Raw genomic sequence first — 16,784 nt, 5'->3', positions numbered from 1 at the left:
TCCTTTTTCTAGTCTAGTCGTGCCCAGTCGCGGCTAGTCGGACTCGCCGGAAGCCTCAGCCGCGCTGTCCGTCTGCTCGGGCCACAGCCACGGGTGCGGCGACGCCCGCCGGTAACCTTCCGCGCCCATCAGCAGATCCAGCGTCAGACTGGCGAGATCGTCCGCGAACGGTTCGAAATCGTAGTCCTTCGACTGAATGCCGATCTTGCGATAAGTATGGCATTCGTCGCACGATTCCGCCTTCAGCGCGGCGTTTTTCGATTCGGTCTCGCGCGTGGCCTCGTCGGCCTCCGGTGAACCAACCGTGTGATAGGCGATGCCCTTGGTCGAATCGCAGTTCGAGCACTTCGCGCGAACCATGTGCCATTCGGTCGAGCACAGGCCGCATTGCAGGTAGCGGTAGTTATCATACGCTCCACCCACGCGCACGATGCTGGCCACCGGATGCGATCCGCACACGGGACACAAACCGAGGGTTTCGAGGTACGGCACCTCGCGCTTGTCGATATCGGCGGCGAGGTCGGTCCACACCACTTGAAGCGCGGCCACGATGAATGGCGCGCTCGCGGGGTCGACCTCCTCGAAGCGCTGCGCGAAGATCGCGTCGGCCTGAAATTCCAGCGCGGCGGTGTCGAGCGTACTCAGGCGGGCGATCAGCGCTTCGAGCGGCGGCGTGAGCGGGCCCGCGGCCGCCACCTTGTCGAGCAGTTCGCGCAGCACGTCGCGCCACGCCGGATCACGCACACCGGAGAGCGCGGGAATCAGCGGCATGGAATGTCGCTGCGCGCTCGCGATCAACTCGGGGCTCGGCGGCTGCGCCTTGAAGCCTGCCATCACGGCTTCCTGCGCGTCGGCGAGCACGGCCATCAGGCGCAAATAACCGGCGATCGGATTGTGAAGCGCCGCAAGCTGGCGCAGGCGCGCGGCGCGCGCCGAAAACACCGCGAGCCGCTCTGGCGTGCGAATGCGCGGAATCGCCGAATGGTCGAGCGACTCGATATCGCCGGCTTCGAGAATACGTTGAACCACAGTATCGACCTCTAAAAACTGAAGAGCCGCCGCCGTTCATCGAACAAGGGCGGCGGCTCGGGGTGCAGCGCGCTTTGAGTCGAGCTGCCTGGGTTGCCTCTGCGTGATGCTATTTACCGATGATTTCCTTGAACCAGTTCGGGTGATGCTTTCTCGCCCAACCGTAGGTCACCGTGCCGCGCGTCATGGCGCCGATCGACCCCTTGATCCACAGCGCCGCATAAATATGCACGACGATACCGACGATCAGCACGAACGCCGCTGCCGCATGCACGAGCGCCGCCAGCCGGATGATCTCGATCGGAAAATAGAACGAGAAGTAGCGCCGCCAGATCACGATGCCGCTCGCCAGCAACAGCAGCAGACAGATCACCATCGTGAAAAATAGCAGCTTTTGACCGGCGTTGTACTTTCCGATCGCGGGGAGCTTTTCCTCGCGATTGTTGAGCACGTCGTCGATCTGCCTCATCCATTGAATGTCGGCCTGGTCAAGATAGTTGTGATGCCAGAAGCGCAGCGCAAGAATCAGGAACGACAGAAACATCACGCAGCCGACGAACGGATGCAGGATCCGCGTCCATTGTCCGCCGCCGAAGACCGCGTAGAGCCACGACATTGCCGGATGAAACATGGCAAGGCCGGAGAGCGCCAGCAGCACGAACGTGATGGCGGTGATCCAGTGATTCGTCCGCTCGTTCGGCGTATAGCGCACGATCAGGCTGTTGCCCTTCACGTCCTTCACCTCGGTATGCTCAGGGTGCTTCATTGGATGCCTCCCGTGAACGGCGTGCTTCGTCGGCTTCGTGCTGGGCTTCGGCTTCTTCCGCCTCGCTCACCTCGTTCGGACCCACGCGCGTGTAGTGGAAGAACCCGGCCACGGCCGCGAACGCGATACCCGCGAGCGCCAGCGGCTTGGCCAGTCCTTTCCACAACCCAACCATCGCGCTGATCTTCGGATTCTGCGGCAAACCGTGATACAGGTTGGCCTTGTCGGCGTGATGCAGCACGTACATGACATGCGTGCCGCCCACGCCGGCAGGATCGTACAAGCCGGCATTCTGGAAGCCGCGTTCCTTCAGATCTTCCACCCGGTCCGCGGCCTGCTGCTTCATGTCCTCCTTGGTGCCGAACATGATCGCGCCGGTCGGGCACGTCTTCACGCAGGCCGGTTCCTGCCCGACCGCGACGCGGTCCGAGCACAGCGTGCATTTGTACGCGCGGTTGTCCTTCTTCGAAATGCGCGGCACGTTGAACGGGCAACCGGTAATGCAATAGCCGCAGCCAATGCAGTTTTCCTCGTGGAAATCCACGATCCCGTTCGTGTACTGCACGATCGCGCCCGGCGACGGACAGGCCTTCAGACAGCCCGGATCCTCGCAGTGCATGCAACCGTCCTTGCGGATCAGCCACTCGAGATCGCCTTCGGTGTTCTCGTATTCCGAGAACCGCATGACGGTCCACGAATGCTCGCTCAGATCGCGGGGGTTGTCGTAGATGCCAGTGGTCGTACCGACCTCGTCGCGCAGATCGTTCCACTCCATGCAGGCGGTCTGACACGCCTTGCAGCCAATGCACTTCGACACGTCGATGAGCTTGGCGACCGTGCCCGTGACCGGCTCACGCACTTGCGGTTCGGGCAAGGTCGTGGCCGAGAGGCGTTTGATGTCCAGTGATTGCAGTGCCATCTCTTTTCCTTATGCCTTTTCGACCTTGACGAGGAACGACTTGAATTCCGGTGTTTGCGAATTCCCATCGCCCACGGAGGGCGTCAGCGTATTGACGAGATAGCCCGGCTTCGTGAGTCCCTTGAAGCCCCAATGCAACGGCAATCCAACGGTCTGTACCTTCTTGCCTTCGATCATCAGCGGTTTGATGCGCTTGGTGACGAGCGCCACGGCAATGATGTGCCCGCGATTGGAGGACACCTTGACGCGATCCCCGGCCACCACGCCCACTTCCTTCGCCAGATCCTCGCCGATCTCGACGAACTGTTGCGGCTGCACGATCGCATTCAAGCGCGCGTGCTTGGTCCAGTAGTGGAAATGTTCAGTCAGACGATAGGTGGTCGCCGTATGCGGGAAGTTCTCGTGCGTGCCGAACGCAGCCCGGTCATCCGCGAACACGCGCGCAGCCGGACTGCTGACGACGAGCTTGTTGTCCGGATGCAGCGGGTTGTAGCCGAGCGGCGTCTCGAACGGTTCGTAGTGCTCGGGGAATGGCCCCTCCACCAGCCCGTCGCGCGAGAAGAAACGCGCCACGCCTTCCGGGTTCATGATGAACGGATTCATGCCGTTTTCGGGCGGTTCGTCCACCTTGAAGTCGGGAATGTCCGCTCCCGCCCACGTCTTGCCGTTCCATGCGATCAGCTTGCGCTTGGGATCGAACGGCTTGCCGCTGACATCGCACGAAGCGCGGTTGTACAGAATCCGCCGGTTCGCGGGCCACGCCCATGCCCAGTTCAGCGTGTTGCCGATGCCGGTCGGGTCGGAGTTGTCGCGGCGGCCCATCTGGTTGCCCGCCTGGGTCCACGAGCCGCAGAAAATCCAGCAACCGCTCGCGGTGCTGCCGTCGTCGCGCAACTGAGCAAAACTTGCCAGTTGTTCGCCCTTCTTGGCGAGCACCTTGGTTTTGTCGGTCGCGTCGGTGACGTCGGCGAGCGCCTTGCCGTTGAACTCCATCGCGATTTCTTCCGGCGTCGGGCTTTCCGGGTTGGCGTACGGCCAGCTCATGTTGAGAATCGGATCGGGATATTTGCCGCCGTTCTTCTTATAAGCCTCGCGAATGCGCAGCCACAACCCCGACATGATCTCCAGGTCGCTCTTCGATTCGCCGGGGCCGTCCGCGCCCTGCCAATGCCACTGCAGCACGCGGCTCGAGCTGACCAGCGAACCGCGTTCTTCCGCGAAACAGGTGGTCGGCAAACGGAACACCTCCGTTTGAATCTTCGACGGATCGACGTCGTTGAACTCGCCGAAGTTCTTCCAGAACTCGGACGTTTCAGTAGCGAGCGGATCCATGATGACGAGCCACTTCAGCTTGGCCAGACCCGCGCCGATCTTCGCCTTGTTCGGCGCGGCGGCGAGCGGATTGAAGCCCTGCGCGATGTAGCCGGTCATCTTGCCTTGATTCATCAGCTCGAAGACCTGCAGCATGTCGTATGACTTATCGAGCTTCGGCAGGTAATCGAAACCGAAGTTGTTCTCCGCGGTCGCGTTATCGCCCCACCACGATTTCATGAAACTGACATGAAAGGCGCGATAGTTACGCCAGTAGCTCAACTGATTCGGCCGTAGCGGCTGGCTCGCGCGCTTCGTGATGAACGCGTCGAAGTCCTGCTCGGCTTCCAGCGGCAACGTCATGTAACCCGGCAACAGGTTCGACATGAGGCCGAGGTCGGTCAAACCCTGGATGTTCGAGTGCCCGCGCAGCGCATTCATGCCGCCGCCCGCAATGCCGATATTGCCCAGCAGCAATTGCACCATCGCGCCGGTGCGGATGATCTGCGCGCCGATCGAGTGATGCGTCCAGCCGAGCGCGTACAGGATCGTGCCGGCGCGCCCCGGGACCGCCGTCGACGCCAGCATCTCGCACACCTTGAGGAATTTGTCCTTCGGCGTGCCGCAAATCTTCTCCACCTGCTCGGGCGTATAGCGCGAGTAGTGCTGCTTCATCAGCTGATAGACGCAGCGCGGGTGCTGCAACGTCGGATCGACCTTGGCGAAGCCGTCGTCGCCGCGCTCGTAATCCCACGAGCTCTTGTCGTACTTTCGCTTGTCGGCGTCGTAGCCGGAATAGAGACCGTCGGTAAACGAAAAGTCCTCACGAACGATGAACGGCATGTCCGTGTAGTTCTTTACATACTCGTGCTGGATCTTGTCGTTGGTGAGCAAATAGTTGATCACCCCGCCCAGGAACACGATGTCCGAGCCGGTCCGAATCTGTGCGTAATAGTCCGCAACCGATGCCGTGCGCGTAAAGCGCGGATCGACCACGATCAATCTTGCCTTGCGATGCGCTTTAGCTTCGGTAACCCACTTGAAACCGCATGGGTGTGCCTCGGCCGCATTGCCGCCCATTACGAGAATCACATCCGCGTTCTTGATGTCGACCCAATGGTTCGTCATCGCTCCACGGCCAAACGTCGGGGCAAGACCTGCCACCGTCGGGCCGTGTCAGACACGTGCTTGATTATCGAATGCGAGCATGCCAAGACTGCGGACAGTCTTGTGCGTCAAATAACCGACTTCATTGCTACCGGCCGATGCCGCGAGCATGCCGGTGGTCAGCCAGCGGTTGACCTTCTTGCCGTCTTCCGTTGTCTCGACGAAGTTGGCATCGCGGTCCTCCTTCATCAGTTTTGCAATGCGGTCGAGTGCGTCTTCCCACGAAATGCGCTTCCATTCATTCGAGCCGGCCGCGCGATATTCCGGATACTTCAGACGGCTCGGGCTGTGAATGAAGTCGATCAGGCTCGCGCCCTTCGGGCAAAGCGTGCCGCGATTGACCGGATGATCGGGATCGCCTTCGATGTGGATGATGCTGGACTTCGCATTCTTGGCGTTGTCGCCAAGTCCGTACATCAGGATGCCGCAGCCTACCGAACAGTACGGGCAGGTATTGCGGGTTTCGGTTGTGCGCGACAATTTGTACTGGCGGACTTCCGCTAACGCGGGCGTCGGTGAGAAGCCCATGAGGGCGAGACTCGATCCGGCTAGCGTGGTGGCGGAGACCTTCAGAAATTGTCGCCGGGACATTTGGGGCATTGAATGGCCTCGGCTCTTTTTGGGGGTACTGATCATGATTATAGAGGCCGGCATAAAGTCCTGCAGCGAGAACTTCTACCACCTGCCGGGCAATCAAATATGAAGCGGGGCAGCCGATTTAAATGCCGGGGCATTGTTATTGCTGCATGAATGAGTCACGAACCCACCCTCACCTCGGACCTTCAACACCATGACCCACCATCTGCTCCATTCTTCTTTCGCAGGCAATTTTTGCACCGCAGTAAAACGGCGGGCACCGGGCGGGCTCGCGTCACTTGCGTTCGGCCTCGCGATGCTCGCGTCGAGTCAATGCTCCGTGGCCCAGATCACCCAGGGCAGCGGCTCGTCGCAGCAGGAACATCGCTCGTCTTCCATGGGATCGGCGCCCGATTCGTCCGCCTCCATGGTTCACGAATCCACCAAACCCCAGACGAAGGATGGCGGTTCGGGCAACTCGCGCGGCAAGACCGCGGGGCAAGGACACAAGACGCAAGGCGCGGGTGGATTCGATAACGGGCTCTACGGCACCGGAGCAGGGAGCAATAAATAGCGGTTCCATTAGAGCGGATTGATTCGGCGTCGCCGCGGCACGTCATTGAATGGCTTTGCAAGCTGGCCCGCAGCTTCTCTGAAATAAATGGGCGCCCGGCATGGGGCTCCCGGTCACCGCGAAAGCGCCGCGGCGCACGCCTCACTGCGCTGGAAACGAACACGCTTCATAATGCGGTCATTCGTAGCCTGAAATGCCCGACACAATGACCGATACTCCCGCCCGCGCAAACACGTCACCCCGTCTCACCAGTCTGTCGCATGGCGGCGGTTGCGGCTGCAAGATCGCGCCCGGCCTGCTCGCCGATCTCCTCAAGCGCAGCGCGCCATTGCCGTTCTTCCCCGACCTGCTGGTCGGCAACGACACAGCCGACGACGCCGCCGTCTACCGGCTCAACGACGAGCAGGCGATCGTCGCCACCACCGACTTCTTCATGCCGATCGTCGACGACCCGTTCGACTTCGGCCGCATCGCCGCCACCAACGCGCTGTCCGACGTCTACGCCATGGGCGGTAAGCCGATCATGGCGCTGGCGATCGTCGGCATGCCGATCAATGTGCTGCCGCACGACGTGATCGCCGCCGTGCTGAAAGGCGGGGAATCCGTGTGCGCCGAGGCCGGCATTCCGCTCGCGGGCGGCCATTCGATCGATTCGGTCGAGCCGATCTACGGTCTTGTCGCCATCGGCGTGGTCGACCCGAAGCGCGTCAAGCGCAACGCGGGCGCGCAAGCGGGCGACGTGCTGATTCTCGGTAAGCCGTTGGGCGTCGGCATTCTCTCGGCAGCACTGAAGAAAGACCGGCTCGACGCCGCCGGCTACGCCGCCATGATCGCCGCGACGACCAAACTCAATCGTCCGGGCGCGGAGCTGTCCAAGCTCGACGGCGTCCATGCGCTCACTGACATTACGGGCTTCGGCCTGCTCGGCCATACGCTGGAACTGGCGCGCGGCTCGAACCTGACCGCCCGCGTGCGCTATGCGGATCTGCCGTGGCTGCCGGACGTGGTCGGTTTTGCGGAAGCCGGCATTTTCACGGGCGCTTCCGGACGCAACTGGGACGCCTACGGCAAAGATATCGTTTTGCCTTCCTCATTGCCGGCGACGGCGCGTACCCTGCTGACGGATCCGCAAACCTCGGGCGGTCTGCTGGTGTCGTGCGCACCAAAAGCCGTCAGCGAGGTTCTCGCGCTTTTCCGCGCCGACGGCTTCGGCGACGCCTGCGTGATCGGCGAAATGGTCAGCGGAGAAGGACGCGTCGAGGTCATCTGAAGGGACTGGTCGGCGCAAGCGACCATGCCGGGGCGCGCGTGGTCGGCAAGCTGTCCCGAGGGCTCCGTCAGCCGGGATTTACCACGCATGCGATAATTTCACCCTCCCCGCAGGCCCGTTTTGTCCCTAGCTCCTTGAAAAACCTACTCGTCAGCCTCGAAAAAGCAGGTGATTTCGATGAAATCATCGATGTGCGCACGCCTCTCGAATTCGCGGAAGACCATATTCCGGGCGCCCTCAATGCGCCTGTGCTGAGCAACGAGGAGCGCGTGCTGGTCGGCACGACCTACAAACAGGTTTCACCGTTCGAAGCCACCCGGATCGGCGCGGCGCTGGTCGCGCGCAATATCGCGCACCATCTGGAAACGACCTTCGCCGACCGGCCGCGCAAGTGGCGGCCGCTCATTTACTGCTGGCGCGGCGGCAAGCGCTCCGGCTCGGTGACCACGCTGTTCAATATGATCGGCTGGCAGGCGCGCCAACTGGAAGGCGGCTACAAGACTTACCGGCGCGCCACGCTCGATACGCTCGACAGCTTGCCGGCAACGTTTTCCTACATCGCGCTGGTGGGCCCGACCGGTAGCGGCAAAACCCGCCTGCTCTCGGCCTTGAACGCGGCGGGCGCGCAAACGCTGGACCTGGAAGCGCTGGCCTCGCATCGTGGCTCGCTGCTCGGCGCATGGGCCGGTGTGGCGCAGCCGTCGCAGAAGCGCTTCGATACGCTCGTCGTGACGGCGCTGCGCACCTTCGACCCGGCACGGCCGGTGTTCGTGGAAGCGGAAAGCCGGCGTATCGGCTCCGTTGCGTTGCCGCTCGCGCTGCTCGACACGTTTCATCGGGGCCGCTGCGTGGAGGTGCTGTCGAGCCGGGAAGATCGCGCGGCATTCCTGCTGCACGACTATGCGCATCTATTCGACGATCCCGAGTCGCTGAAGGGACAGTTGCAAAAACTGATCGGTTTGCACAGCCGGGAGCGCGTCACGAGCTGGCAACGGCTCGTCGACGAAAACCGGCGCGCCGAACTCGCGCACGAGTTGATCGAGCGGCACTATGATCCGGCATACGCGCGCAGCAGCCATGAGCACTTCGTCCAGTTGCCGCACGCACTGCAGTTCAATTTCCGGCCTAACGGCGCCGATCTCGTCGACCAGGCGAGCGCACTGCTTGCGCTCGTCGAGCGCAACGCGCTCGCTATCACCTGATTAAAACCACCGCTTAAGACCATCATGCAATCAACTCTTCGACAACCGCGCGTCGCTCTTGGCTGGATCGTGTTCCTGCTGATTGCCGTCGTCGGCCTCTTCTACGTGAAGTGGTTCCCGTACTACAACCGCGCATTCGTCGCCGCGAGCCAGCACTCCATCGGCAAATCCATTCTGATGGGCACGTCGGCGAGCGCGCCGGCGGCGTCGTGGCAGGCTGCGATCGATTACGCCCTCGCCTACGGCAAAGCGATCTGGCAGGCCATGGTGCTCGGGCTGCTGCTCGGCTCGGCGGTGCAGGCGCTGATTCCGCCGCAATGGGTCGCGCGTGCGCTCGGCCGCACCGATTTCAGCAGCGTGGTGAAAGGCGGCCTGATGTCGTTGCCGGGCATGATGTGCACGTGTTGCGCGGCGCCGGTGGTGGCGGGCTTGCGCGCGCGTCAGGCGGCGCCCGGGGCGGCGATCGCGTTCTGGCTCGGCAATACCGCCTTGAATCCGGCCACGCTGATCTTCATGGGTTTCGTGCTCGGCTGGCAGTGGATGGGCTTGCGGCTCGCGCTCGGCCTCGTGATGGTCTTCGGTCTCGGGTATCTGGTGAATCGCATGGTCACGCCGAAGGAAGCCGAAGCGTCACGTGAAGCGATGGCGCAACTGGTCGCCAGTGACGTGCCCGGCACGGCGTTCGCGCGCTGGGTGAAAATTCTCGGCACGATGACGCTGCGGCTCATTCCCGAATACATCGTGCTGGTGCTGATTCTCGGCGCGGCGCGCACGTGGCTGTTTCCGCATGTCGGAGCGGATATCGACAACAGCCTGCTGTGGATCGTCGCGCTGTCTATTGCGGGCACGCTGTTCGTGATTCCGACCGCGGGCGAAGTGCCGATCATCCAGGCCATGCTCTCGTTCGGCATGGCCGCCGGCCCGGCGGGCGCCTTGCTGATGACGCTGCCGCTGATCAGCGTGCCGTCGATGGCCATGCTCGCCCGCTCGTTTCCGAGCCGCGTGCTGACGGTAGTGGCATTGGCCGTGATGGTGTGCGGCGTGGTCAGCGGTGTGCTGGCGGTTGCCTTGGGGTTTTAAAGCATGAAACGTATTGCCGCATTTGCCTTGACGAGCTGGTCGGCCGCCGGCCTGCTTTACTTCGGACAGCATTCGGTCGCGCTGATCGTGGTGAGCGGGGTCGTCGCGCTGGCCGGCTTCGATCTGCTGCGTCCGTCATAGCGGGCTGCATCCGGTCTGGCGTGAGTGAGATCTGATCGCTGACGCGACAGCGCCGCACTGCCGGCGCTGTCGTCGCGCGCTGCACGGCAGTTCATTCAGTGACCAAACCGGGAGGATCGACGGCACCGCGCATGGGCGAATGACGACGTGATGCGACAACGTTGGACGCACAAAAGCGTTTGCAGCGAACCGGTCACGCTGCGTCGAGCTGAAGGCAATACGGAAGGGAAACACTGACAGGACTGCGGCACGTTGAACCCGTGCGCCGAGGTGATGCGAAAACCGGACAGTAGACGAAAGCGGAAGCGCTTTCGTCTACGTCACGGATGCGTTGGTAGGCTCGATTGGATTCGAACCAACGACCCCCACCATGTCAAGGTGGTGCTCTAACCAACTGAGCTACGAGCCTTTAGAGGCGCGAATTATAGAGAACCTGCGCGCTATGCACAAGCCCCTAACGGCACTTCAACCGGCTGAGCGTGCCGCCTTCAGTTCGCGGGCGCCCACTCGGTCTGCGTATCGAGCGGATAAACCGGCCGCCTCACGCCCTTGAAAGCGAACAGGCCGTAATCCGAACTCGTCACGCCGCGGCTGTCGCATTCCACCAGCGCCGCGGCGATCGGCACGAAAACCGGGCGGCAGTACATGCGCGATTTGAGCAACAGGAAGCGCGCGCGACGCGGGTCGATGCCGACGCTCTCGAATACGCCGAGGTCCCACGGTTCGTGCGTGCGCTCGGTGACGACCAGCTTGACGGCGCCCGTGTCGAGTACCGCGGCGCGTCCCATGAAGGCCCGCTGGCCGGTGTAAGTCGGGCCGCTGATGATGTACTCGCCGTCGGTTAACGCGCGCACCACGCCGGTTACGGCAAGCGGCGGACGCGGGGTCACGGCGTCGCTCGCCACCTTGTTGCCGATGGTCACCGTCACCGTGCTGCCAACGCCGGCCGCCATCAGCGCCGCGACCGCCTGCGGATCGCACAATGGCCCGCTCACCATGCCATCGAGCTTCTGTTTCAATGCTTCTTCGAGCAGATCCATCGTGTCGCATGTGCCGCCCGACATGCAGTTGTCGCCGTGATCGAGCAGGAGCACCGGCTTGTCGGCGTCTTTCGCGAGCGCCGCCGCCTGCGCGACGGATTCAGCAAGCGGCGCGCTGCGATAAACGAACTCTTCGCGCTCGCCCCAGATCTGTCGCGCGATCCGCTCCGCCACCGCTTCCGCCTCGCCACGCTCGCCGTTGCCCACCACCACGACGCTGATGCACGGCGCCGCGATATCGGCCAGCGAGAAGCCGGATAGTACCGACACCGCGAGCATGCCGTCGGCTTCGGCCGCGCGCGCGGCATCCACGGCGCGTTTCATCGCGCCTTCGGCAGTCGCACTGCGCAGCGTATGCGTGAGCAGCGGCGGCTGGCGCCATGCGATCACGGGCTTCGCCTTGCCGTGGACCAGGTCGAACATCAAACGCGCCGCATGCGCGCCGGTCTCGTACATATCCACGTGCGGATAGGTCTTGAAGCTGACGATCACGTCTGCGTTGTCGATCATTTTCTGCGTGACATTGCCGTGCAGATCGAGCGCGACCGCAATCGGCGCATCCGGCAGCAACGCGCGCACGCGTTCGAGCAGGTCGCCTTCACCATCGTTCGAATTCTCGGCGACCATGGCACCGTGCAGATCGAGCATGACGGCGTCGCAACCCGCCGCCGCGGACACGATCGCCTCGCAGATCGCGTCGTAAGCGGCGGCCTCGACGGGTCCGCTCGGATTCGCCGACGCCGACACGGGCGTGACGATTTCGGCATGCTCCCTTTCGGCGGCGTCGATGAACGCGGCCATTGCCGTCTGCATGCCTTTGTTTTCGTTGAACGCGTCGTCCCCGTAGTTCGGGCCGTTACGCCCGAACGCGGACAACGGCGTGGCCACAGGCGAAAACGTGTTGGTCTCGTGATTCATCCGCGCGATGAGGATTTTCATGCGTCTGCGCCTCCGGCTTTCTGCGCGGCGTTCAGCATGGCCTGCAACAGCACGTTGCAACCGGCTTCGAGATGGTCCGCGCGTGCGTCTTCGATCTCGTTGTGGCTGATGCCGTCTTTGCACGGCACGAAGATCATCGCCGCGGGTGCGACTCGCGCAAGATAAACGGCGTCGTGCCCGGCACCGCTGATCACGTCCATCGACGAAAACCCGAGCGTCTCGGCACCCTGCTTCACGGCGCCCACCAGCTGAGCGGCGAACGGTTGCGGCGGGAAATATACGACCTGCTCGACCTCCACGCTGATGCCGCTTTTCTCGCCCGCCAACGAACACGCGGCGTGCAGTGCGTTATCCATTGCCGTGAGCGTGGCATCGTCGGCGGCGCGCAGATCGACGGTGAGTGTTACGCGGCCGGGAATCACGTTGCGTGAGTTCGGATGCACGTCGAGCCAGCCGACCGTGCCGCGGCCATGCGGCGCATGATCGAGCGCGATGCGGTTGACGGCATGAATCAGATCCGCCGCGACGAGCAGCGCGTCGCGGCGCAGTTCCATCGGCGTCGGGCCCGCGTGCGCTTCCATGCCTTGCACCGTCACGTCGTACCAACGTTGACCGAGCGCGCCTTGCACCACGCCGATAGTTTTGTCGTGCGCCTCAAGCACGGGACCTTGTTCGATATGCGCTTCAAAGTAGGCGCCCACGGCATGTGGCTTGTCGTTCTCACCGGCATAGCCGATTCCGGACAGTGCGTCGCGCACCGTGACTCCTTCGCGGTCGCGTTGTTCGAGCGCGTGCTCCAGCGTGAACGCGCCGGCGAACACGCCGGAACCCATCATCACCGGCACGAAGCGCGAGCCCTCTTCATTGGTCCACACCGCGACTTCAAGCGGCGCGAGCGTTCGCACGTTGGCGTCGGCGAGCGTGCGCAGCACTTCGAGACCCGCGAGCACGCCATAATTGCCGTCGAACTTGCCGCCCGTGGGCTGCGTATCGATGTGGCTGCCGGTCATCACCGGCGGCAGATCATCGCGCAAACCGGCGCGGCGCGCGAAGATATTGCCGATCGCGTCGACCCGCACGCTGCAGCCGATCTGCTTCGCCCATGCGATAAAGAGGTCGCGCGCCTCGCGGTCCAACTCCGTGAGCGCGAGCCGGCATACGCCGCCTTTGTCGGTGGCGCCGATCCGCGCGAGTTGCATGAGACTGTCCCAGAGCCGCGCGCCGTCGACTCGCAAGTCGGCGAATGTCGCGACGGTTGTTGATTCATGAACTTGCATCGATGCTTCCTCGTGTTGAAGACTGAGTGCGCGTCAGACCACGCCGACGCCGAGATAACGGTCCTTGATCGAGTCGTCCGCGGAAAACGACGCGTTATCGCCGCAATACACGATCACGCCTTGCTCGACGATGTAATGGCGGTCGGCCAGTTGCGTGCAAACTTCGAGGTTCTGCTCGACCAGCAGAATCGCCACGCCCGCCTCGCGGATCAACTTGAGTTGCGCGACGATCTCTTCGACGATCACCGGTGCGAGGCCTTCGACCGGCTCGTCGAGCATCAGCAAACGCGGGTGATTCATCAGCGCGCGGCCGATTGCAAGCATCTGCTGTTCGCCACCGGATAGCTGCGCGCCCCCGTTCGTGCGCCGCTCTTTGAGGCGCGGAAAAATGCGGTAGATGTCGTCCAGTTGCCACGGCGAATCCTTGCGCGCGCCGAGCCGCAAGTTTTCTTCGACCGTAAGCAAACGAAAGATGCCACGATGCTCCGGCACGAAACAGACACCTCGTGATGCGATCTTGTGCGGCGGCATTCCGCTGATCTTGACGCCGTTGAACGTGATAGCGCCGCGCTGCGGTGCGACGACACCGGCAATCGTTTTCAGCGTGGTCGACTTGCCGGCGCCGTTACGGCCCAACAGCGTCACCGTTTCACCGTCGTTGATTTGCAGGGACACGCCTTGCAGGATGTGGCTTTTGCCGTAGAAGCCGTGAATCTGCTGCACGTCGAGAATCATGCGCGGCCTCCGGTGATCATGTTGCCGAGATAGGCGCTGCGCACGCGCTCGTCGCCGCGAATGTCGTCGGGGCGCCCTTCCACCAGCACGCGCCCTTGCTGCATGACGGTGATCGTGTCGGAGATATCCATCACGATACCCATGTTGTGTTCGATCAGCACCACAGTGTAATCGTCGCGCAGGCCGCGAATCAATTGCTTCATATCGTCGAGGTCGTCGATACCCATGCCCGAGGTCGGCTCGTCCAGAAAGATCGCCTTGGGCCGCGCGGCGAGTGCCATGCCGACTTCCAGCCGCCGCTGCTGACCGTGCGAGAGCGCGCCTGCCGATACGTCGCTCAAACGCTGCAGCGCGAGCCGTTCGAGCACGCTGTCGACGGTGTCCGAATGCGTGAGCGCGCCATGCGGCGGTGTCCAGGCATTCAACGCGCGTACCGCATCCACACCTTGCGCGGCAAGCCGCAGATTTTCCCGCACGCTTAGATTGGCGAACAGGCTCGTCACCTGAAACGAACGCGCGACGCCGCGTCGCACGCGCTTATGATCCGGCTCATGCGTGACGTCGTGGCCGTCGAAAACGATCTTGCCTTCGGTGATCGGCAACGTGCCGGTCAATACGTGAAACAGCGTGGTTTTTCCCGCGCCGTTCGGACCGATCACGGAGTGCACCGTGCGCGGCATGATGTTCAGCGTAACGTCGGAGAGCGCCGTGAATTTTCCATAGCGCTTCACAACGCCGCTCGCTCGCAGAATCGCTTCGCTCATACGGACTCCTTGTCGGCGTCGTTGTCCGCGTCCTTGTCTGCCTTGGCGGACGATTGGGGCCGCAGCGACTGCCAGATGCGTTCGCCCAGTCCCCATAGCCCGCGCTGCATGAACAGGCTGACCGCAATCAGCACGATGCCGAGCAGCAATAGCCAGCGCGGCCACAACGTGGAGAGCCAGTCGGCGAACAGCACATAGAACGCAGCGCCCAATACCGAGGCGAACAGATTGCCGGTGCCGCCGATCACGGTCATCACGAGGATCATCTCGCTCGTGTGATAGTCGATGTTCGAGAGCGGCGCGATGCCGGTCATCAGCGCGTGCAGCGCGCCCGCCAGCCCCGTCACCGCGCCGGAGATCACGAACGCCATCAGCTTGAAGCGTTTCACGTCGTAGCCCACCGCGGCCGCCCGGGCTTCGTTGTCGCGAATCGCGAGCAACGTGCGGCCGAATACGGAGTGCGATACGCGCATCAACAACCAGAACACCACGAGAAAGAGCACCGCGACAAAGCCATAGTATTGCCACGGCGAAGCCAAAGGCACGAGTGTTTTGCCGAGCAGTCCCAGCGCCGGGCGCGGAATATCGAGCAGCCCATTGTCGCCACCAGTCAGATCGGGGGTGGTGTACGCGAGGAAATAGAACAGTTGCCCGAACGCGAGCGTCAGCATGACGAAGTACGTGCCGCGCTGACGAATCGAAAACCAGCCGACGAGCGCCGCGGCCGCCGCGCCGACTACGGCCGATGCCAGCAACGCCGCGGGTACGGGCAGCGCCGTTCTGGTGAGTACCAGTCCGGCGCAATAGCTGCCGAGGCCGAAGAAAATGCCCTGCCCGAACGAAAGCAAGCCTGTGTGACCGAGCAGCAAATTGCAGCCTAGCGCGGCGAGCGCGAACACCAGGACTTCTGTAGCCAGCGACCCGGAACGCAGCGTCAGCGGCAATACGCACACCACCAGCAGCGCAAGCAACAGGAAGCGATAACGATGCAGCGAATGCTTCAGACCCGGCTGAGCCTTTTCAGCGGAAGCGCTTGGCACAATGGGCTTCGAGGTATCGATCATGCCGCCCTCCCGAGCAAACCGTTCGGTCGTAGCAGCAGGACCGCGGCCATCGCGACGTAGATCATGAGCCGCGCGCCTTCTGGCCACAACGTGCTCATCACGCTTTGCACGATCCCCACCAGCAATCCGCCGACCAGGGCGCCAAGAAAATTACCCATCCCGCCGACCACGACTACGACGAACGCGACACTCAGCGCTTCGATGCCCATGAACGGATCGACGCCGCGAATCGGCGCGGCGAGCACGCCTGCCAATGCGGCCGTTGCGGCGCCAAGTGCGAACACGAGGCTGAAAACGCGCAACACGTTGATACCGAGCAGCGAGACCATCTCGGTCGATTCACTGCCCGCGCGCACCGCGCTGCCTAATCGCGTGCCTTCCAGCACCCACCACAAAAGCGCCGCCAATACCGCCGTAAAACCGATCACGAAGAGACGGTACTTCGGATAGACAAAACTGCCCCAGATCACTACACCGTTCAGCATGTCGGGCACAGCTACGTTATCGCCCAGCGGCCCCCAGATCAGGATCGCGCATTCCTGCACGACGAGTGCGAGACCGACCGTCACGAGAATATGGAACTCATGCTGTTGCGCGTACACGTGTCGCAGAATCAGCTTCTCTGCGACCCATGCAAGCGCGCCCACGACGATCGGCACGACCACGAGCGCGGTCCAGAAACTCATCGACCATTGCATCGCCTGATAGCAGAAGTACGCGCCGAGCAGATAGAACGCACCGTGCGCGAAATTCACGAAGCGCAGCAAGCCGAACACGATCGACAAACCGACCGCGAGCAGGAAATACAGCATCCCCACTCCGATGCCGTTGACGACCTGCAGGAGATAAACGTTCATGGCGTCCGTCTAAAGGGTGGTGCGAAGGGGCATCGCACTGCGGTGCCGCGATGTTCAAGCCGCGTTTGCGAGC

At 62.7% G+C, this 16,784-nt stretch carries 15 protein-coding genes and 1 tRNA gene; 5 read left to right on the top strand and 11 right to left on the bottom strand.

Going from position 1 to position 16,784, the window contains the following annotated elements:
* Positions 1-33: 33 nt before the first annotated feature.
* The 4 genes from fdhE to fdnG form a co-directional block, all read right to left on the bottom strand.
* Entirely contained in the window at positions 34-1,029 is a 996-nt protein-coding gene (gene fdhE, locus CJU94_RS30470; RefSeq protein ID WP_095422279.1) for a formate dehydrogenase accessory protein FdhE, read from the bottom strand.
* Between the two features lie 109 nt (positions 1,030-1,138).
* On the bottom strand, positions 1,139-1,795 hold the full coding sequence (locus tag CJU94_RS30465; RefSeq protein WP_095422278.1) for a formate dehydrogenase subunit gamma: 657 nt from the start codon (positions 1,793-1,795) through the stop codon (positions 1,139-1,141).
* Positions 1,782-2,714, bottom strand: coding sequence for a formate dehydrogenase subunit beta (gene fdxH / locus CJU94_RS30460; protein ID WP_095422277.1), 933 nt, complete (start codon positions 2,712-2,714; stop codon positions 1,782-1,784). Before fdxH ends, CJU94_RS30465 begins: the two co-directional genes overlap by 14 nt.
* 9 nt (positions 2,715-2,723) lie before the next feature.
* The gene (gene fdnG, locus CJU94_RS30455; RefSeq protein WP_157763821.1) at positions 2,724-5,792 is read right to left on the bottom strand and encodes a formate dehydrogenase-N subunit alpha; all 3,069 of its coding nucleotides are present in this window, start codon (positions 5,790-5,792) and stop codon (positions 2,724-2,726) included.
* A 190-nt stretch (positions 5,793-5,982) separates the two neighbouring features.
* Between fdnG and CJU94_RS30445 the strand changes: the two genes are divergently transcribed.
* The 5 genes from CJU94_RS30445 (at position 5,983) to CJU94_RS41480 (ending at position 10,035) form a co-directional block, all read left to right on the top strand.
* Positions 5,983-6,342: a beta-xylosidase gene (locus tag CJU94_RS30445; protein WP_244221018.1), complete on the top strand. Its 360-nt coding sequence runs from the start codon at positions 5,983-5,985 to the stop codon at positions 6,340-6,342.
* A 205-nt stretch (positions 6,343-6,547) separates the two neighbouring features.
* The gene (selD, locus tag CJU94_RS30440) at positions 6,548-7,612 is read left to right on the top strand and encodes a selenide, water dikinase SelD (RefSeq protein WP_095422864.1); all 1,065 of its coding nucleotides are present in this window, start codon (positions 6,548-6,550) and stop codon (positions 7,610-7,612) included.
* Between the two features lie 134 nt (positions 7,613-7,746).
* Entirely contained in the window at positions 7,747-8,814 is a 1,068-nt protein-coding gene (gene mnmH / locus CJU94_RS30435) for a tRNA 2-selenouridine(34) synthase MnmH (RefSeq protein ID WP_095422274.1), read from the top strand.
* A gap of 24 nt (positions 8,815-8,838) precedes the next feature.
* The gene (locus tag CJU94_RS30430; protein ID WP_095422273.1) at positions 8,839-9,894 is read left to right on the top strand and encodes a permease; all 1,056 of its coding nucleotides are present in this window, start codon (positions 8,839-8,841) and stop codon (positions 9,892-9,894) included.
* 3 nt (positions 9,895-9,897) lie between these two features.
* Positions 9,898-10,035: a hypothetical protein gene (locus CJU94_RS41480; protein WP_167397586.1), complete on the top strand. Its 138-nt coding sequence runs from the start codon at positions 9,898-9,900 to the stop codon at positions 10,033-10,035.
* Between the two features lie 332 nt (positions 10,036-10,367).
* Here the strand turns inward: CJU94_RS41480 and CJU94_RS30425 are convergent.
* From CJU94_RS30425 to CJU94_RS30395, 7 genes are all read right to left on the bottom strand, one after another.
* Positions 10,368-10,444 (bottom strand) — tRNA-Val (locus tag CJU94_RS30425).
* A 79-nt stretch (positions 10,445-10,523) separates the two neighbouring features.
* Positions 10,524-12,014 (bottom strand): M81 family metallopeptidase, encoded by a 1,491-nt coding sequence (locus tag CJU94_RS30420; RefSeq protein ID WP_095422272.1) that lies wholly within the window; start codon positions 12,012-12,014, stop codon positions 10,524-10,526.
* Positions 12,011-13,291 (bottom strand): Zn-dependent hydrolase, encoded by a 1,281-nt coding sequence (locus CJU94_RS30415; RefSeq protein WP_095422271.1) that lies wholly within the window; start codon positions 13,289-13,291, stop codon positions 12,011-12,013. The genes CJU94_RS30420 and CJU94_RS30415 overlap by 4 nt, the downstream gene beginning before the upstream one ends.
* 33 nt (positions 13,292-13,324) lie before the next feature.
* Positions 13,325-14,026: an ABC transporter ATP-binding protein gene (locus tag CJU94_RS30410; protein ID WP_095422270.1), complete on the bottom strand. Its 702-nt coding sequence runs from the start codon at positions 14,024-14,026 to the stop codon at positions 13,325-13,327.
* The gene (locus CJU94_RS30405) at positions 14,023-14,790 is read right to left on the bottom strand and encodes an ABC transporter ATP-binding protein (RefSeq protein ID WP_095422269.1); all 768 of its coding nucleotides are present in this window, start codon (positions 14,788-14,790) and stop codon (positions 14,023-14,025) included. Before CJU94_RS30405 ends, CJU94_RS30410 begins: the two co-directional genes overlap by 4 nt.
* Positions 14,787-15,854, bottom strand: a complete 1,068-nt coding sequence (locus CJU94_RS30400) for a branched-chain amino acid ABC transporter permease (RefSeq protein ID WP_095422268.1) — start codon at positions 15,852-15,854, stop codon at positions 14,787-14,789. The genes CJU94_RS30405 and CJU94_RS30400 overlap by 4 nt, the downstream gene beginning before the upstream one ends.
* A complete protein-coding gene (locus CJU94_RS30395) occupies positions 15,851-16,711 on the bottom strand; it encodes a branched-chain amino acid ABC transporter permease (protein ID WP_095422267.1) in 861 nt (286 codons plus the stop codon). Before CJU94_RS30395 ends, CJU94_RS30400 begins: the two co-directional genes overlap by 4 nt.
* Positions 16,712-16,784 lie beyond the last annotated feature (73 nt).

It is taken from the genome of Paraburkholderia aromaticivorans (assembly GCF_002278075.1).
GTDB lineage: Bacteria > Pseudomonadota > Gammaproteobacteria > Burkholderiales > Burkholderiaceae > Paraburkholderia > Paraburkholderia aromaticivorans.
The sequence above is the reverse complement of the archived record's forward strand: the minus strand, read 5'-3'. Positions and strand labels throughout refer to the sequence as shown.